This is a genomic window from Streptomyces sp. NPDC028289 (assembly GCF_055565975.1).
In genome coordinates this window covers 12,737-31,242 of record NZ_JBVHTI010000010.1, presented here as the reverse complement: position 1 = coordinate 31,242, position 18,506 = coordinate 12,737, and the positions used below count along the sequence as shown (strand labels likewise).

Below are 18,506 nucleotides of genomic sequence, written 5' to 3'. Positions count from 1 at the left end.
CACGCGCGCGTGCCCGACAACGGGTGAGGAGGTCCGTCCGGACGCCGTGGCGCACCGCACTCAGGCGTCCCAGAGCGCGCCCAGGGTGAGCAGGTCGCCGCCGTACTCGATCCGGTCGGCCCACTGCGTCGGCCAGGCGTCCGCGCCCTGCGACGCGCCCGCGAAGGCGCCGGTGAGGCAGGCGATCGAGTCCGAGTCGCCGGAGGAACAGGCGGCCCGGCGCAGGGCGAGCAGCGGCTCGCCGGGGAAGAGCAGGAAGCAGAGCAGACCGGTGGCCAGGGACTCCTCGGCGATCCAGCCGGCACCGGTGGCCAGGCACGGGTCGGCCTCCGGCGAGGCGGTCCGCACGGCCTCCTGGAGCCGGTCGAGGATCTCCAGGCACTCGTCCCAGCCGCGCGCCGTGAACTCCTCGGGGGTCGCGTCCTGGCTGCGCGTCCACAGGTCGCCGAGCCAGGTGTGGTGGTAGCGGGTGCGGTTCTCGTGGGCGTACGACCGCAACTGCCCGACGAGCCCGTCCGGTTCGGCTCCCTGCGCGAGCAGGTGCACGGCGCGCGCGGTGAGGTCGGAGGCGGCCAGGGCGGTGGGGTGGCCGTGGGTGAGCGCGGCCTGCAACTGGGCGGCCCCCGCGCGCTGTTCGTCGCTCAGGCCGGGCGCGAGTCCGAGGGGCGCGACCCGCATGTTGGCGCCGCAGCCCTTGGAGTCGATCTGGCTGGCGTCCTGCCAGGCGCGGTCCTCGTCCTTCAGGAGCGCGCACGCACGCAGACAGGTGTTGCCCGGCGCCCGGTTGTTGTCCGGCGACTCGTACCAGGCCACGAACTCGTCGCGCAGCGGCCGTTCCAGGTGCTCGGGCGCGAGTACTCCGCGGTCCATCGCGGTGCGCATCGCGTGTCCCACGGCGAGGGTCATCTGGGTGTCGTCGGAGACGACGGCCGGGCTCGGCAGCGCCATCTCCCGCCACGGTCCGGACTTGGCGAGGATGGAGGGCACGTCGTTGAACTCGGTGGGGAAGCCGAGCGCGTCCCCGAGGGCGAGGCCGATCAGGGAGCCGGTGGCGGCGCGCTTGTCGCCGATGTTCGTGGTCATGCGGGGCGTCCTTCCCGGGTCGGGCGGAGCAGGGGCGGGTGCAGCGCGGTGGCGGTGCCCGCGCGGTAGAGGGCGGCCGGTTTGCCGCGGCCGCCGGTCAGCCGGGCGGCGCCGGGGACGGGTTCGACGAAGTCGGGGGTGGCGAGCACCTTGCGGCGGAAGTTGGGGCGGTCCAGCGCGACGCCCCACACGGTCTCGTAGACGTGCTGCAGCTCGCCGAGCGTGAACTCGGGCGGGCAGAAGGCGGTGGCGAGACAGCTGTACTCCAGCTTGGCGCCGACCCGTTCGTGGGCGTCGGCCAGGATCCGGTCGTGGTCGAAGGCGAGCGGCCGGCCCGGGTCGTACGGCAGCCAGCGCGCCTGGGCCGCGTCCCCGCCGCCGTGCGGCTCGGGGGCGTCGGGCAGCAGCGCCGTGAAGGCGACGGAGACGACCCGCATCCTCGGGTCCCGGTCGGGCCCGCTGTAGGTGCGCAGTTGCTCCAGATGCAGTCCGGACACGTCCGACAGTCCGGTCTCCTCGGCGAGTTCCCGCCGGGCCGCCGCCTCGGCCGACTCCCGCGGCAGCAGGAAGCCGCCGGGCAGCGCCCACTGTCCGGCGTACGGCTCCTGCCCGCGCTCGACGAGCAGCACGTGCAGGGCTCCGGCGCGGAGGGTGAGGACGGCGAGGTCGACGGTGACGGCGAAGGGTTCGAAGGCGTACTTGTCGTAGCCCTGCATGCGCCCGTCCACCCCCCTCGATGATCGGTGCGAGTAATAGTCTCTGCGACTATAAAGAAATCCGCCGGGACCGCGCAATCCCTCAGGGACCACCGGAGCCCCGCTGACGGATACGGCGGCGGCCGGTCCCGGGATGCCCGGAACCGGCCGCCAGAAAGCCGCACACACCCCTGTACGGGGTTCGTAGGGTCTAGAGGTCGACTTCCTTCATGAGCATCCCGACCTCGGTGTTGGACAGGCGGCGCAGCCAGCCCGACTTCTGGTCGCCGAGGGTGATGGGCCCGAAGGCGACCCGCACCAGCTTGTCGACCGGGAACCCGGCCTCCGCCAGCATGCGCCGCACGATGTGCTTGCGCCCCTCGTGCAGGGTGACCTCGACGAGGTAGTTCTTGCCGGTCTGCTCGACGACCCGGAAGTGGTCCGCGCGCGCGTACCCGTCCTCCAGCTGGATGCCGTCCTTGAGCTTCTTGCCGAGGTCGCGCGGGATGGGGCCCACGATGTGCGCGAGGTAGGTCTTCTTCACGCCGTACTTGGGGTGGGTCAGCCGGTGCGCCAGCTCGCCGTGGTTGGTGAGCAGGATGACGCCCTCGGTCTCGGTGTCCAGGCGCCCCACGTGGAAGAGCCGGGTCTCCCGGTTGGTGACGTAGTCGCCGAGGCACTGCCGGCCGTCCGGGTCCTCCATGGTCGAGACGACACCGGCCGGCTTGTTCAGCGAGAAGAACTGGTACGACTGCGTGGCGACGGTCAGCCCGTCGACGCGGACCTCGTCCTTCTCCGGGTCGACGCGCTTGCCCTGCTCCAGGACGATCTCGCCGTTCACCTCGACGCGAGCCTGCTCGATCAGCTCCTCGCAGGCGCGCCGGGAGCCGTAGCCCGCGCGGGCGAGGACCTTCTGGAGCCGCTCGCCCTCCTGCTCGGCGCCCGGGAAGGTCTTCGGGAGCTTCACGTCCTTCTTGCCGGCGTACCGCTCCCGGTTGCGCTCCTCGGCGCGGGCGTCGTACTCACGGGAGCTCGCCGGAGCCGTCCGGCCGCGGCCCGTGCCCTGGCTCTGCCGGGGCCCGCCCTTGGCGCCGCCGCGCGCCGAGGCGCCACGGCCCGACTTCGGGCCGTCCTGGGTGGCGCCCGGGCCTACGTCGTAGCGCCGCTCCTCCGGGCGCGGCTTCTTCGGCCGGCCGGCCCCCTGCTTGTCGTCGCGGGCGTTTCCGGCGCCGCGGTAGTTACCGCGGCCACCGCTGCTCCCGCCGCGGCCGCCGCTGTTGCCACCACGGCTCCCGCCGTTGTTTCCGCTGCTGTTCCTGCCGCTGCTGCTTCGCATCAAAGTTCCGTCTTGTCGTCTGCGTCCTCGGAATCCGGAGCGTCCGGATCGAACGACGGCACGCCCTCCTGGGTCTCGGCCTCGATCGCCTCGGCCTCCGGGAGGAAGGGCGCGAGCTCCGGGAGCTCGTCCAGGCCGCGCAGGCCCATCCGCTCCAGGAAGTAGTTCGTCGTCCTGTACAGGATCGCACCTGTTTCGGGTTCCGCGCCCGCCTCCTCGACCAGACCGCGCTGGAGCAGGGTGCGCATCACACCGTCGCAGTTGACCCCGCGTACGACGGAGACCCGGCTGCGGCTCACCGGCTGGCGGTACGCGACGACCGCGAGGGTCTCCAGGGCGGCCTGGGTCAGCCGGGCGGTCTGCCCCTCCAGGACCAGCCGCTCGACGGCGGGCGCGTACTCGCCGCGCGTGTAGAAGCGCCAGCCTCCCGCGACGAACCGCAGCTCGAAGCCGCGGCCCTGCGCGGTGTACTCCTCGGCCAGCGCCCGCAGCGCCTTCGTGATCGTCTGCTTCGGCCGCTCCAGGAGCTTGGACAGGTGCTCGGCTGTGGCCGGCTCGTCCACGACCATGAGCACCGCCTCCAGGGCCGGCTTGAGGTCGAGCTCGGCGACGGGCCGCAGCCCCGCCGGCAGCTCCGTGGTCTCCTCACTCACGCCTTCTCCTCCTTGGGCGGCTCGGGCGGCCGGTCGAATTCGTCGGTCACCGTCGGCTGGGTCCCCCCGTCCCCGCCGGTCCACCGCACGATCAGGTCCCCGAGGGCGGTCTCCTGGTCGAGGGCGACGGCCTTCTCCCGGTACAGCTCCAGGAGCGCCAGGAAACGGGCGACGACGGTGAGCGTGCTGTCGGTGTCCTCGACGAGCACCCGGAAGCTGGCCTCCCCCAGCTCGCGCAGCCGCGCCACCACGATCCCGGCCTGCTCCTGCACACTGACCAGCGGGGCGTGGATGTGGTCGACGTACACCTGCGGCTTGGGCTTGGGCTGCATCGCCTTGACCGCGAGCTTGGCGAACCCCTCAGGACCGATGCTGATGACGACCTCGGGCAGCAGCTCGGCGAGGTGCGGCTCCAGGCCGACCGTACGGGGCCAGCGGCGGGCCTCGTCGTCCAGGCGCCGGTTGAAGATGTCGGCGATCTGTTTGTACGCCCGGTACTGCAGCAGCCGCGCGAACAGCAGGTCCCGGGCTTCCAGCAACGCGAGGTCGGCCTCGTCCTCGACCTCGGCGGCGGGCAGCAGCCGGGCGGCCTTCAGGTCGAGCAGCGTGGCGGCGACGACGAGGAACTCGGTCGTCTGGTCCAGGTCCCAGTCCGGCCCCATGGCCCGGATGTGCGCCATGAACTCGTCGGTCACCTTGGAGAGCGCGACCTCGGTGACGTCCAGCTTGTGCTTGGAGATCAGCTGGAGGAGCAGGTCGAAGGGCCCCTCGAAGTTGGCGAGCCGGACCTTGAAGACGCCGTCGGGAACGTCTTGCGGCTCGGCAGCGCCGGGCTCCTCATCAGGCGCCCCGGCGTTGTGGGCAGGCGTTCCGCTGGGGGTCCCCCCAGGCCCTGCAGGCACTGGGGGAGGAACGGGTGGGCACAACGCCCCACCGGCCTCAGCAGGAGCCACGACCTCGGCCGACGACGGCCCCTCGTCCAGCAACGGCACTGCTTCCGGCGCCGGAGGCGAAATTCCCGGCCCCCGCCCCAACGCACGCCGACGTCCGCCGGAGCCGGCACCGGAAGCGGAAACGTCGTTCGAGGTCATAGCCCCCGCAGGCTACCCCTACCGCCCGCGCAGCCGTCGTACGAGGATGCTCGCGTCCCCGCGGGACTCCAGGTCGGCGAGGACCACGGCGACCGCCTCGCGGACGATCCTGCCCCGGTCCACGGCCAGCCCGTGCTCGCCCCGGAGCACGAGACGGGCGTGCTCCAGGTCCATCAGCTCCTCGGCGGAGACGTACACGGTGATCTTCTCGTCGTGCCGCTCCCGCCCGCTGGGCCGCCGGGCGGGCGCCCTGCCCCCGCGCTTGCGCGGCTGGGCCTGGGCGTCGGCGCCAGAACCTTCCTGCGGCCCCGGCCGGCGCGGCCCGGACGGCGCCACCGTGGCCGACGCCACGCGGTTGCGGGACTCCCCGGCGTCCGCCGGCTCGGCCTCCGCCGCCACGTGCTCCGCGCCCTCGCCGTCGCCGCCCTGCACGGGCACCGCGTGCGGCGCGTCGTCCGCGGCCTCGGCCGCCGTGTCGTCGTTCTCCCCCACGGGAGTCGCGGGAGCCGGCACCCGGGCCTCGCCGTTGGCCGGGCGCCTGGGGGTGGACGGCTGCAGCGCCATCCCCCCGGTCGTACGGAACAGTTCGTCGGCCCCGGGCAGACTCACTCGGCGTGACACCGGGCGAGCACCTCCCTGGCGAGCTGGCGATAGGCGGCGGCACCGACGGAGTTGGAGGCGTACGTGGTGATCGGCTCGCCGGCGACCGTGGTCTCCGGGAAGCGGACCGTGCGGCCGATGACCGTGTGGTAGACGTGGTCGTCGAACGCCTCGACCACACGGGCCAGCACCTCACGGCTGTGGACCGTGCGCGAGTCGTACATCGTGGCGAGGATGCCGTCGAGCTCCAGCTCCGGGTTGAGCCGCTCCTGGACCTTCTCGATGGTCTCGGTCAGCAGGGCCACACCACGCAGGGCGAAGAACTCGCACTCCAGCGGCACGATCACCTTGTGAGCCGCCGTCAGCGCGTTGACCGTGAGCAGGCCGAGCGAGGGCTGACAGTCGATCACGATGTAGTCGTAGTCGGGCATCAGCGGCTTCAGGGCGCGCTGCAGCGTCGACTCGCGGGCGACCTCGGAGACCAGCTGGACCTCGGCGGCCGACAGGTCGATGTTGGAGGGCAGCAGGTCCATGTTGGGGACCGCGGTCTTCAGGAGGACCTCGTCGGCCGCCATGCCCCGCTCCATGAGCAGGTTGTAGACGGTGAGGTCGAGCTCCATCGGGTTGACGCCGAGACCGACCGACAGCGCGCCCTGCGGGTCGAAGTCCACGAGCAGCACCCGCCGGCCGTACTCCGCGAGCGCGGCACCCAGGTTGATGGTCGACGTGGTCTTGCCGACGCCGCCCTTCTGGTTGCACATCGCGATGATCGTCGCGGGGCCGTGACTGGTCACCGGGCCCGGGATCGGGAAGTACGGCAGCGGGCGGCCGGTCGGGCCGACGCGCTCGCGGCGCTGGCGGGCCGCGTCGGGCGCGAGCGTGGCCGCGTACTCCGGATCGGGCTCGTACTCGGCGTCGGGGTCGTAGAAGTGCCCGTCGGGCAGTTCGTCGTAGTCGGCGAATTGGTTGTGGGGCGCGCCACTTCCGTCGCCGGCCATGGCGTTCACGTGATGGCCATCCATGCTCTGGTGTGCTGTCCGCGTGGTCAGCGGAGTCCGGGCTGCTGCGAAGGTACGCACCGCGACGGAGCCGACAGCCTCGAACCCCGCGGGACCCTGGTCCCGTACCGGCATTCCTGGTTGACCACCCCCGGGAGAAAATGTCGACTCATTCACAAGTCGTCTTACCTCCTTGGTGACCAGGAAACTTCTAGACAGGTCAGCGTGGCACTATGCCGACGGTTGGCGACTCTATGGCGTGTCGGGCGTTCGCAGCAACACAATCCGCCGGACCCGGCAGGATGTGTCGGCAATGAAACATCCCGCTGTCAAGGGCGTACGGCCGTCGCACAGCAGGTTTCACCGGTGTGCGAATCGGTCGAAGGGTTACGTTCGAGGCGAGTTGACCGCAAGTCGCAAAGTGACCATACACACATCCGGCCGGACCTTGTCGGGCAAGGTCCGGCCGGATGTGCGCGATTGACGCGGCTTGTTGACGTATCGCCTTTACGAAAAGGTGACTTGCCCGTCCGGGCCGGCTCAGCCGATGAGCGTGTCGAGGTCCACGTGCTCCAGGCCGTGCGCCTCGGCGACCTCCTTGTAGACGACCTTGCCGTCATGGGTGTTGAGGCCCTTGGCGAGCGCGGCGTCGCGGCGCAGCGCCTCGACCCAGCCGTTGTCCGCGAGCGAGACGATGTACGGGAGCGTGGCGTTGGTGAGCGCGTAGGTGGAGGTGTTCGGCACCGCGCCCGGCATGTTGGCGACGCAGTAGAAGACCGACTCGTGGACCTTGAAGGTCGGCTCGGCGTGCGTGGTGGGGCGGGAGTCCTCGAAGCAGCCGCCCTGGTCGATCGCGATGTCGACAAGGACACTTCCCGGCTTCATGCGGGAGACCAGCTCGTTGGTGACGAGCTTCGGGGCCTTGGCGCCCGGGATGAGCACCGCACCGACCACGAGGTCGGCCTCCAGGCAGGCTTTCTCCAGCTCGAAGGCGTTGGACATGACGGCCTTGACCTTGGTGCCGAAGATCCGGTCGGCCTCGCGCAGCTTGTTGATGTCGCGGTCGAGCAGGGTCACGTCGAAGCCCATGCCGATGGCGATCTGCACGGCGTTCCAGCCGGAGACGCCGCCGCCGATGACGACGGCCTTCGCGGGCAGCACACCCGGGACACCGCCGGGCAGGACGCCACGGCCGCCGGCGGCGCGCATCAGGTGGTAGGCGCCGACCTGCGGGGCGAGCCGGCCCGCGACCTCGGACATGGGCGCGAGCAGCGGGAGCGCGCGGCTGGGCAGCTCGACGGTCTCGTAGGCGATCGCCGTGGTGCCGGACTCCAGGAGGGCGTCCGTGCACTCCTTGGACGCGGCCAGGTGCAGGTAGGTGAAGAGGGTCTGGTCCTTGCGGAGGCGGTGGTACTCCTCCGCGATCGGCTCCTTGACCTTCAGCAGCAGGTCGGCGGTGGCCCACACCTCGTCCGCGGTGTCCAGGATCGCGGCGCCGGCGGCGACGTACTCGTCGTCCGGGATCGAGGAACCGAGACCTGCGCCGCGCTCGATGACGACCTGGTGGCCGTGGCGCACGAGCTCGTGCACGCCGGCCGGGGTGATGGCCACCCGGAACTCGTTGTTCTTGACCTCGCGGGGGATGCCGACCTTCACGTCGATCACGGTCCTTGGCTCAGAGGGTGTGGGGGCATAGACACGCATACCCGGCATGCGGCGGCATACCAGGAGACACCGCGGAAGAACCGGCGGCAGAGCCAGTTTAATGAAGGCGTTCCGACTGTCTAGCCTTTCATTGCATCAATCTTCGCCGGATGCACTACGGATTTCGTAGGCGTTAGGGCCGTGTTCCGGCTCGGAGTCGGGGTCCGAGGGGCCGAAGAGGTCCGGTGGCTCCTCCCCCAGCATGCGCTCGGCGGCCGAGCGGTGCAGGCTCGCGGCGGTGGAGTCGCCGAGGCGCTCCAGCGTGTCGGCGAGTCGCAGCTGGAGCGCGGCCTGGAGCCGGGTGTCCTCGGCGCGGCGCGCCCACTCCACCGCCTCCTGGCAGGTACGCAGCGACTCCTCGGGCCGTCCCGCGTACTCCTGGACCCGGGCCAGCTCGCTCAACGCCCTTGCCTGCGCGGGCACATCACCGTTCTTGCGGTGGCCGGAAACGGCCGCCCGCCACGCCCGCAGCGCCTCGCCGTAGCGGCCCGCGTAGGTGTGCGCGCCGGCGATACGGCCGTAGAGCCGGGCGGCCTCGGCACGCTCGCCCCGGGCCAGGCGCTCGGCGAGGGCCCGGCCGAACCAGTCGGCGGCCCGGTCGTAGTCCCCCATCTCCTGGTAGGTGCCGCCTACGGATTCCATTGCGCGACCGGTCGCGTACGGGTCATTTGCTCTGCGTCCGGCGTCCAAAGCAGACCGATACCGCACCAGTGCATCCGCCGTCCGCCCGGTCTGCGCGTCCAGGTCGCCGAGGTTCAGCAGCGCCGCGGCCTGCTCGCGGGGCAGGTCCCGGCGCCGGGCGACATCGAGGACGAGCCCGTGGATGCCGTACAGGTCGGGGGCCGCGGCCTGGGTGCCGAGGTGCGCCACCATGGCCTTGACCAGCTGCGCCATCAGGCGGCGGGCCAGCGTGTCGAGCTCGCCGTCGGCGACCGCCGCGCGGGCGGCGGCCAGCAGGGCCGGGCGCCGGACGCGCAGCCACTGCGCGGCGGCCCTGGGGGTCGGGAAGCGCAGCTCGCGCGGCAGGGCCTGGAGCTTCTCGCGGGCCTGCGGGTTGTCGGTCTCGGTGATCGCCCTGCAGGACTGCAGCAGCCGTACCGTGCGCTCCAGCATCCGGGCGCGGGCCAGCTGGAGCTCGCCGGCCCGCTCGTGGCTCTCGGCCAGCAGCAGGAGCAGCGGGTGCAGGCAGCCGGGGACCTCGTACTGGGGCAGCGGGGAGCCCACGGTGTGCAGCAGGCCGAGGCGGACCAACTCGTCCAGGGTGGTGCGGGCGGTGTCGACCGAGCAGCCGGCCAGGGCCGAGGCGGTGTGCGGGTCGGCCAGGCCGGCCGGGGCCAGGCTGAGGAGGCGCAGTATCCGCGCGGACCGGTCCGGCAGCTGTTCGTGCACGAACCGGAAGACCCGGGCCAGCGCCGTACCGTCGTCCGGCTCCGCGTGCAGCCGTTTGGCGAGGTCGGAGACGGCGGCCTGGGGGCGGGCGGCGAGCCAGCCGCCGGCCAGGGCCAGCGCGGCGGGTTGGGCCTGGCACACCTCGACCAGCGACTCGGCGGACCGGGGGTCGACGGTGATGCGGACCGACCCGGTGTACCGGCTGAGCAGTTCCACGGCCGACTTGGTGTCGAGGCCGCCCAGGGTGCACGGGCGGACGTCCGAGATCCCGGTGAGCGGGCCGCCGGAGACGGCGACGGCCAGGCAGTCCGGGCTGTCGGGGAGCAGGACGTCGACCTCCTCGGCGCCGGGCGCGTCGTCGAGGAGGAGCAGCATCCGGCGCCCCGCGAGGGCCGTGCGCAGGGCGTGGGTGAGGTCGTCCGCGGCGGCGCCGGGCGGGGTGGGCAGCCGCAGGGCGGTGAGGAGGTCGCGGGCGGTGCGCTCGACGGGGACCGGGGTGCCGTCGGGCTCGGCGAGGCGGGCGCGCAACACGCCGTCGGGGTAGCCGGCGGCGACCTGCCGGACGAGTTCCGCGGCGAGGGCGGTGCGGCCGGAGCCGGGCCTGCCGGCGATCAGCAGCACCCGGGCACGGGGGGCCTTGCGGCCGGCGATGGTGTCCAGGCCCGCGCGCTCGATGTCGGCGCGCAGCTCCTTCAACTCCCTTGTACGGCCCAGGAACCGGTCGTCCGTGGCCGCGGGCGCCGACCGCCGTACGCCGCCTGTGTCCACCGCCTGATCCGTCACGGGCCACACTCCCGTCCCACCGCACACGCAGGCCCGCCGGGGCTCCGGTTCGGGCGTTTCGGCTCAATCGCATCGAGCCTAGTTCACGTGCGCGGACCTTCCCGGCGGAGCACGGCGGGCACATCGCCCGATCGGATCAGGCGATGGTCACACCGGTACACCCGGAGGGTGGGTTCAGGACTCGGACGGGAGGGTTCAGGACTCGAAGGGCCGGGCCGGCCAGGGCGCGTCGGCCGGGCGCAGCGCGTCGAGGCCGTCGCCGGTGCGGGCGGCGACCAGCGAGAGGACGCCCGTCACGAGGCAGTTGTTGTGCAGGTCGCCGGCGAGCACAAGGCGCACCAGCTCGTCGACCGGCACGCGCGCGTACTCCAGGTCGATCTCCTCGTGCTCCGTCTCGAAGCGCTCCCCCTCGGCCTCCGAGAGATCACGGGCGAGGAAGATCCGTACCGCCTCGTCGCAGCCGCCGGGGGTGGTGTACAGGTCGGTCAGCACCCGCCAGTCCTCGGCCTTGACGTGCGCCTCCTCGTACAGCTCGCGCTGGGCGGCGTGCAGCGGGTTCTCGCCGGGGACGTCGAGCAGGCCGGCCGGGATCTCCCAGAGCTTCTGCCGGACCGGGTGCCGGTACTGGCGGATGAGCAGCACCCGGTCCTCCTCGTCGAGGGCCAGGATCGCGACCGAGCCGGGGTGGACCTGGTAGTCGCGGCGGACCACCGAGCCGTCGGGCATGACGACCTCGTCCGTGCGGACGGAGGTCTTGTTGCCCACGAAGGGGGTCTCCGTCGCGCGGATCTCCCACTCCTCGGGGGTGTCCTTGATCGTCATGCCCTGCCGCCCTTCGAAGTGCACAGATGAAACCGGGGTGCCCACCCTTTGAAGGTATGCACCCCGGCCACCGTACAACTGGTGTGTTACTTCGAATTCGCCTGCTCGCCCTCGGCCTGCTGACGCGCGACGGCCGCCTTCACCAGGCCCGCGAACAGCGGGTGCGGGCGGGTCGGGCGGGAGCGCAGCTCCGGGTGGGCCTGGGTGGCGACCAGGTAGGGGTGGACGTCGCGCGGGTACTCGACGTACTCGACGAGCTTGCCGTCCGGGGAGGTGCCGGAGAACTGGATGCCGGCCTTCTTCTCCAGCTCCGCGCGGTAGGCGTTGTTGACCTCGTAGCGGTGCCGGTGGCGCTCCTCGACGTACTCCTTGCCGTCGTAGACCTCGCGCACGATGGAGCCCTCGGCCAGCTTGGCCGGGTACATGCCCAGGCGCATGGTGCCGCCCATGTCGCCCTCGCCGGCGACGATGTCCAGCTGCTCGGCCATGGTGGAGATGACCGGGTGGCCGGTGGCCGAGTCGAACTCGGTGGAGTTGGCGTCCGGGATGCCGGCCAGGTTGCGCGCGGCCTCGATCACGATGCACTGCAGGCCCAGGCAGAGGCCGAGCAGCGGGATCCGGTTCTCGCGGGCGTAGCGGATGGCGCCGACCTTGCCGAGCACACCGCGGTCGCCGAAGCCGCCCGGGATGCAGATGCCGTCGACGTCGGCGAGCTGGGCCGCCGCGCCGGCCGGGGTCCGGCAGTCGTCCGACGTCACCCACTTGATCTTCACACGGGCCTTGTTGGCGAAGCCGCCGGCGCGCAGCGCCTCGGTGACCGAGAGGTAGGCGTCGGGCAGGTCGATGTACTTGCCGACCAGCGCGAGGGTGATCTCGTGGTCGGGGTTGTGGACGCGGTCGAGCAGGTCGTCCCAGGTCCGCCAGTCCACGTCCCGGAACGGCAGGTCCAGCTTGCGGACGACGTAGGCGTCCAGGCCCTCGCCGTGCACGGTCTTCGGGATGTCGTAGATCGAGCGGGCGTCCGGGCAGGCCACGACGGCGGCCTCGTCGACGTCGCACATCAGCGAGATCTTGCGCTTGATGGCGGTGGGGACCTCGCGGTCGCAGCGCAGCACGATCGCGTCCGGCTGGATACCGATGTTCCGCAGGGCGGCCACGGAGTGCTGGGTGGGCTTGGTCTTCAGCTCGCCGGAGGGACCGATGTACGGCAGGAGCGAGATGTGCACCACGAAGACGTTGTCCCGGCCGACCTCGTGCCGGACCTGGCGGACGGTCTCCAGGAACGGCAGCGACTCGATGTCGCCGACCGTGCCGCCCACCTCGGTGATGACGACGTCGACCTCGTCGGTGGCCATGCGGCGGATGCGGTGCTTGATCTCGTTGGTGATGTGCGGGATGACCTGGACGGTGTCGCCCAGGTACTCGCCACGCCGTTCCTTGGCAATCACCGTGGAGTAGACCTGACCCGTGGTGACGTTGGCGGAGCCGTCCAGGTCGCGGTCAAGGAAACGCTCGTAGTGGCCGATGTCCAGGTCGGTCTCGGCACCGTCGTTGGTGACGAACACCTCACCGTGCTGGAAGGGGTTCATCGTGCCCGGGTCGACGTTCAGGTACGGGTCGAGCTTCTGCATCACGACGCGCAGGCCCCGGGCCTTGAGCAGCATGCCCAGGCTGGAGGCCGTCAGGCCCTTGCCGAGCGAGGAGGCGACACCCCCGGTGACGAAGATGTGCTTGGTCGTCGTAGATTTCGGCGGCATGGCCAAGAGGGGGCTCCCGTGGTCGCGGTCTGTCGTGCGGTACGGCTGCCGTCCTGGAGTTTCCGGGGTGGTGCCGTCGCTGCGGTTCGGGGGATTCACGCCCACCGGTCCACGGGCTACCAGGGTATCAGCGCCGCGGAGAGATGGCTTCCGGCCACGCTCCGTACACAGGTCGGCACGGACATGGAGCCTCCATTACCGGCTTTTCACCCAGGGCTCACCCGTTCGGCCCACACAGGTTGCCCGGAGCGGCACGCAGATCATCTACGTGCGTCGTATCCTGCTCGGACACTCGCTGCCGAGCCCGGCCGGAGAAGACGGCACACCCCCGCCCGTAACTCCCGGAACAACGAGAGCTTGGCAGTTCGTTGAGCTATGACTGTCGTTTTGCCTCCGGGCAGGGCGGGCTGCTTTGCTTCACCGCTCAACGACGCACAACAACAACCCCCCTTGACCGCACTAGCGACAGCCCCCCGTTTGCCTGGGGGGTGACGTGGCCGTTCGACTGGAGTTGCACGTGGCCGGGCGCATCGAAGACTACGCACTCATCGGAGACATGCAGACCGCTGCCCTGGTCTGCCGGGACGGCACAGTCGACTGGCTGTGCCTGCCCCGCTTCGACTCGCATGCCATCTTCGCCGGTCTGCTGGGCACCGAGGAACACGGCTTCTGGCGGCTCGGCCCGGCGCACGCGGCCGACTCCCAGCCGCCGACCGCGGCGCGCCGCACCTACCGGGGCGACTCGCTGATCCTGGAGTCCGAGTGGGACACCCCGCGCGGCACGGTCCGGGTCACCGACTTCATGCCCCCGCGTGACGGCGCGCCCCAGCTGATCCGCATCGTCGAGGGTGTCACCGGCCGGGTGCCGATGCGCTCGGTGCTGCGGATGCGGTTCTCCTACGGCCGTGTCGTCCCCTGGGTGCACAAGCACGACGGCCGTACGGTCGCCGTCGCGGGCCCCGACTCGGTGTGGTTCGACACCTCGGCGGAGACCTACGGCAAGGCGCTGACCACGTACGCGGACTTCACGGTGGCCCCGGGTGACCGGATCGCGTTCACGATCTCCTGGGAGCCCTCGCACAAGGAGCCGCCCGCGCTGCCGGAGCCGGAGCAGTCGCTGCAGGCGACCGAGGACTTCTGGCGGGAGTGGGTCGAGCACTGCACCTACCACGGCCCGTACCGCGAGGCGGTGGTCCGCTCGCTGATCACGCTGAAGGCCCTGACCTACGCCCCCACCGGCGGCATCGTCGCGGCCCCCACCACCTCCCTGCCCGAGGACATCGGCGGCGTCCGCAACTGGGACTACCGCTACACCTGGCTCCGCGACGCGGCGATCACCCTGTCCTCCCTGCTGCGCACCGGCTACCGCGAGGAGGCCCGCGCCTGGCGCGAGTGGCTGCTGCGCGCGGTCGCCGGCGACCCCGAGAACCTGCAGATCATGTACGGCATCGCGGGCGAGCGGGAGCTGGGCGAGGCCGAGCTGGACTGGCTGCCCGGCTACGAGAACTCGGCGCCGGTCCGGGTCGGCAACGGCGCGGCGCACCAGCTCCAGCTCGACGTCTACGGCGAGGTCACCGAGGCCCTGCACCTGGCCCACATGACCGGCCTCGCCCGCAACGACTACGCCTCCCTCCTCCAGCTGAAGCTGATCCGCTACCTGGAGGACCACTGGGACGAGCCGGACGAGGGCATCTGGGAGGTGCGCGGGCCGCGCCGGCACTTCGTGCACTCCAAGGTGATGGCCTGGGTCGCCGTGGACCGGACCATCAAGCTGATCGAGTCCGGGGACGCGGACGGCCCGCTGGAGCGCTGGAAGGAGCTGCGCGACGACATCCACCGGGACGTCTGCGAGCGGGGCTACGACAAGGAGCGCAACACCTTCACGCAGTCGTACGGCTCGCAGGAGCTGGACGCGTCGCTGCTGCTGATCCCCCAGATGGGTTTCCTGCCGCCGGACGACAAGCGGGTCATCGGCACCATCGAGGCGATCCAGCGGGAGCTGTCCACCTCGGACGGCTTCATCCTGCGCTACCCGACCTCGGGCGGCGACGAGGGCGTGGACGGCCTTCCCGGTGACGAGGGGGCGTTCCTGGCCTGCTCGTTCTGGATGGCCGACGACCTCGCGATGATCGGCCGCGTCGACGAGGCCCGCAAGCTGTTCGAGAAGCTGCTCGCGCTGCGCAACGACCTCGGGCTGCTGGCGGAGGAGTGGGATCCGCGGCTGAAGCGGCAGGTGGGGAACTTTCCGCAGGCGTTCAGTCATGTGCCGTTGATCGACACGGCGCTGCGGCTGACTGCGTCGGGCGCGTACGGGGGGTAGCGCCGCCGGTCGTCGGTTGTCCGCGGGTGCGTGGGGGCTGGTCGCGCAGTTCCTCCCCCAGCCTTCGGCCGGGGGTACCCCCAGCGCCCCTGACGGGGCGCTCCTGCTTAGGCTGGTATATGGCTTTCGGGTCGAAGGCACGCACGGCACTCGTTGAGTTGCGTGAGGATCTGGTCGGCGGCGTGTTCGCCCCCGGGGACCCGGGGTACGACGAGGCCCGCACCGTTTTCAACGGCATGGTCGACCGGCGGCCGGCCGTGATCGCCCAGTGTGTGGACGACGCCGACGTGGTCCGTGCCGTGCGGTTCGGGCGGGAGCTGGATCTGCACATCGCGGTGCGCGGTGGCGGGCACGGCGTGGCGGGCTCGGCGGTTGCCGACGCCGCGCTGGTGGTGGATCTGCGCCGGATGAACGGGGTGACCGTCGACCCGGTGGCGGAGGCCGTACGGGTGCAGGGCGGGGCCGTGATGAGCCGTCTGGACCGGGCGGCCCAGGCCTACGGTCTCGCCACCACCGGTTCCCGGGGTTCCACCACCGGAGTCGGCGGTTTCGTGCTGGGCGGTGGGTCGGGGTGGCTGGACCGTGCCTTTGGCCTGGCCGCCGACAACCTGCTGGGCGTCGAGCTGGTGACCGCCGACGGTGAGCGCGTCCGCGCGGACGCCGACGAGAACCCGGAGCTGTTCTGGGCGCTGCACGGTGGCGGCGGGAACTTCGGCGTCGTCACCGCGCTCACGCTCCGACTGCACGAACTGACGGTGTTCTCGGTCGCGCTGCTGCGGTACCCGCCGTCGTCCGGTCCGGACGTCGTCCGCGCCTTCCGCGAGGCCATCGGCACCGGTCCCCGGGAGGCGGGCGGCGCGGTGGCGTACCTCTCCGGCGCCGAGCCGGTGTGTACCGCGCTCGTGACCTACGCGGGCGGCGAGGAAGGGCTGCGCAAGGCCGCCGGCCCCCTGCTCACGCTGCCGCACGCGGCGGAGGCCGTCGGCCCGATGCCGTACAGCGAGGCGCAGTGTCTGCTCGACCTTCCGTCCGGGCTGAGGAACCACTGGTCGGCCGAGTGTCTGGCCGCTCTGCCCGACGAGGCGGTGGACGCCTGGTGCGGCTGTGCGGAGGGCATGCCGGTGTCGAGCGGCTCGCAGCATCTGTTGTTCCCGCTGGGCGGCGCGATCGCCTCGGGGCCGGCGGAGTATCCGGTGGCGTATCAGGACGCGGCCTGGGTGGTGCACCCCGTCGGGATCTGGGCGGACCCGGCCGACGACGAGCGGGCGATCGCCTGGGTGCGGGGCGTCCGTGCCGGGGTGCGGCCGTGGGTCACCGGCGCGGTCCCCCTGAACCTCGTCGGGGACGAGGGCCCGGAGCGGGTGCGGGCCGGTCTGGGCGTGGGGAACGCACTACGGCTCGGCAAGGTGAAGCGGCGGTGGGACCCCGACAACGTCTTCCGCTTCAACCACACCATCAGGCCGCTCTGAGCAGCACCCCAAAGGGGCGTACCCCCGGCCGAAGGCTGGGGGAGGAACTGCGCGACCAGCCACGACGGCGCCGCACCTGGCAGACGGCATACCACGGCCCTTCCAGCGGAGCGCCCAGCGCAAGGTGCCCTGAAGGCGTTCACCCAGGTAGCGTCCGCTCCATGGACAGCGGTAGGGGTAGCGGACCCGACGACCAGGGCGCCGGGATCACCGTGCAGCGGGCACTGGAGCTGCCCGGGCTGCGCAGCGGGCTGCCGGAGATCCTGGCGGGTGCCGACCGGCTGAGCCGCACCGTGCGCTGGGTGCACGCGGGCGAGGTGCCGAACATCGCCTCACTGCTGAAGGGCGGCGAACTGCTGCTGACCACCGGCTACGGCCTGGGCACCCGCCCCGCCGAGCAGCGGGCGTTCGTGCGCACGCTCGCCGAGCGGGGCATCGCCGCCCTGGTGGTGGAGCTGGGCGCGCGTTTCTCCCGGCTGCCCGCCACCCTCGTCGACACCGCCCGGGCGACCGGGCTGCCGCTGGTCGTGCTGCACCGCGAGGTGCCGTTCGTGACGGTGACGGAGGAGATCCACACCGAGATCGTCAACCACCACTACGCCCTCCTGCAGCGCGCCGAGGAGGTGCACCGCCGCTGCACCGAGGCCCTGCTGGGCGGCGGCGGGGTCCCCCAGGTGCTGGCCATCCTGGCCGACTTCGGCGGCAACCCGGTCTTCCTGGAGACCGCCGACGGCCAGCTCCTGTACGCCGCCGGTTCGGGGCCCGAGGGAGCCGACCCGCTCCAGGTGTGGGAGGGGCTGCGCGGCCAGCACAAGGACACGCCGCCGACCGGGGTGGTCCTGGTGGACGTGCCCGGCGGGGGGCCGGGGGCGGGGTCGGTGCGCGCCCGGCTGGTCCTCCTGCCCGTCCGCGGGCCGCTCGCGCCCGTGCACCGGATCGCCGCGGAACGCGCCGCCGGCATCCTGGCCGTCGTGCTGATGCAGGCCCGTCAGGAGGAGGAGCTGGCGGCGCGCGGGCGCGGCGACTTCCTGACCGACCTCGCCGAGGGCCGCATCTCCGCCGAGGACGCCCCGGCGCAGGCAAGGGTCCTCGGTTTCAAGCCCGGCAGCAGCCCGCTGCTGCCGGTGGTCATGCGGGTCGGCGACTCCCTGCCCCCCGGCGGCGGCTGGGCGGTGCTGGCCCGCGCGGTGGGTGAGGAACTCGCCACCGTGGGCGTGCCCGTCCTGCTCGGCGTACGACCGGTCGAGGGCCGCGTCCCGCTGCTCCTGGGCCTGCGCTCGGAGGCGGAGCGGACCACGGTCGCGGACCGGGTCGCGGCGGCGCTCAGGGCGGGGGTGGAACGCGCCGGGATGCAGCGCCCCGGAGCCGCTCCGCCGGTCGTGGTGGTCGGCGCGGCCGGCGGCTGGGCGGCGGTGTCCGCGGGCCTGCGGCACGCGGCGGAGACGGCGACCGCGGCCCAGGGCCTCTCCGACCGGCCCTGGTTCGACGCCCGCCGTCTCGACATCGACCTCCTCCTGTGGCGGCTGCGCGACCATCCCGACCTGGCGGCGTTCGTCGACCGCGCGATCGGCCCGCTGCGCGACCACGACCACCGCTCCAAGCCGCCGCTGCTGCCGACCCTGGAGACCTACCTGGCGCACGCGGGCCGCAAGGCGGAGACGGCCCGTGAACTCCACCTCAACCGGCAGACCCTCTACAACCGGCTCGCCCGCATCGGGGAGTTGCTGGGCACGGACCTCGACGACCCGCAGGTGGTCATGGCGTTGAGCCTGGCGCTGCGGGCCCGCCGGCACGTCCCCTAGGGCC

Annotated in this window: 14 protein-coding genes; 3 read left to right on the top strand and 11 right to left on the bottom strand. The window is 72.0% G+C overall.

Annotated elements, in window-relative coordinates:
- Positions 1 to 60: 60 nt before the first annotated feature.
- From ACZ4UV_RS42555 to ACZ4UV_RS42505, 11 genes are all read right to left on the bottom strand, one after another.
- On the bottom strand, positions 61 to 1,083 hold the full coding sequence (locus ACZ4UV_RS42555) for an ADP-ribosylglycohydrolase family protein (protein ID WP_451021946.1): 1,023 nt from the start codon (positions 1,081 to 1,083) through the stop codon (positions 61 to 63).
- Entirely contained in the window at positions 1,080 to 1,799 is a 720-nt protein-coding gene (locus tag ACZ4UV_RS42550; protein WP_451021945.1) for an NUDIX hydrolase, read from the bottom strand. Before ACZ4UV_RS42550 ends, ACZ4UV_RS42555 begins: the two co-directional genes overlap by 4 nt.
- A gap of 190 nt (positions 1,800 to 1,989) precedes the next feature.
- Positions 1,990 to 3,114 carry a pseudouridine synthase gene (locus ACZ4UV_RS42545; protein ID WP_351497841.1) on the bottom strand — a complete coding sequence of 375 codons (1,125 nt, stop codon included), beginning with the start codon at positions 3,112 to 3,114 and terminating at the stop codon, positions 1,990 to 1,992.
- Complete coding sequence (gene scpB / locus ACZ4UV_RS42540) at positions 3,114 to 3,767, bottom strand: SMC-Scp complex subunit ScpB (protein WP_351497839.1); 654 nt, start codon at positions 3,765 to 3,767, stop codon at positions 3,114 to 3,116. The genes ACZ4UV_RS42545 and scpB overlap by 1 nt, the downstream gene beginning before the upstream one ends.
- The gene (locus tag ACZ4UV_RS42535) at positions 3,764 to 4,858 is read right to left on the bottom strand and encodes a segregation and condensation protein A (protein ID WP_451022847.1); all 1,095 of its coding nucleotides are present in this window, start codon (positions 4,856 to 4,858) and stop codon (positions 3,764 to 3,766) included. Before ACZ4UV_RS42535 ends, scpB begins: the two co-directional genes overlap by 4 nt.
- Positions 4,859 to 4,876: 18 nt before the next feature.
- A complete protein-coding gene (locus ACZ4UV_RS42530) occupies positions 4,877 to 5,479 on the bottom strand; it encodes a hypothetical protein (RefSeq protein ID WP_390045975.1) in 603 nt (200 codons plus the stop codon).
- Complete coding sequence (locus ACZ4UV_RS42525) at positions 5,464 to 6,591, bottom strand: ParA family protein (RefSeq protein ID WP_351497833.1); 1,128 nt, start codon at positions 6,589 to 6,591, stop codon at positions 5,464 to 5,466. The genes ACZ4UV_RS42530 and ACZ4UV_RS42525 overlap by 16 nt, the downstream gene beginning before the upstream one ends.
- 405 nt (positions 6,592 to 6,996) lie before the next feature.
- Entirely contained in the window at positions 6,997 to 8,121 is a 1,125-nt protein-coding gene (gene ald / locus ACZ4UV_RS42520) for an alanine dehydrogenase (RefSeq protein ID WP_351497831.1), read from the bottom strand.
- A gap of 135 nt (positions 8,122 to 8,256) precedes the next feature.
- Complete coding sequence (locus ACZ4UV_RS42515; RefSeq protein WP_451019214.1) at positions 8,257 to 10,332, bottom strand: tetratricopeptide repeat protein; 2,076 nt, start codon at positions 10,330 to 10,332, stop codon at positions 8,257 to 8,259.
- A gap of 195 nt (positions 10,333 to 10,527) precedes the next feature.
- Positions 10,528 to 11,154 carry an NUDIX hydrolase gene (locus tag ACZ4UV_RS42510; protein WP_351497828.1) on the bottom strand — a complete coding sequence of 209 codons (627 nt, stop codon included), beginning with the start codon at positions 11,152 to 11,154 and terminating at the stop codon, positions 10,528 to 10,530.
- Positions 11,155 to 11,240: 86 nt separating this feature from the next.
- Entirely contained in the window at positions 11,241 to 12,911 is a 1,671-nt protein-coding gene (locus tag ACZ4UV_RS42505) for a CTP synthase (RefSeq protein WP_390045972.1), read from the bottom strand.
- 517 nt (positions 12,912 to 13,428) lie between these two features.
- Here ACZ4UV_RS42505 and ACZ4UV_RS42500 point away from each other — a divergent pair.
- From ACZ4UV_RS42500 to ACZ4UV_RS42490, 3 genes are all read left to right on the top strand, one after another.
- The gene (locus tag ACZ4UV_RS42500) at positions 13,429 to 15,231 is read left to right on the top strand and encodes a glycoside hydrolase family 15 protein (RefSeq protein ID WP_390046354.1); all 1,803 of its coding nucleotides are present in this window, start codon (positions 13,429 to 13,431) and stop codon (positions 15,229 to 15,231) included.
- A gap of 119 nt (positions 15,232 to 15,350) precedes the next feature.
- Complete coding sequence (locus tag ACZ4UV_RS42495; RefSeq protein WP_467845556.1) at positions 15,351 to 16,700, top strand: FAD-binding oxidoreductase; 1,350 nt, start codon at positions 15,351 to 15,353, stop codon at positions 16,698 to 16,700.
- Positions 16,701 to 16,861: 161 nt separating this feature from the next.
- Positions 16,862 to 18,502, top strand: coding sequence for a PucR family transcriptional regulator (locus ACZ4UV_RS42490; RefSeq protein ID WP_467845551.1), 1,641 nt, complete (start codon positions 16,862 to 16,864; stop codon positions 18,500 to 18,502).
- Positions 18,503 to 18,506 lie beyond the last annotated feature (4 nt).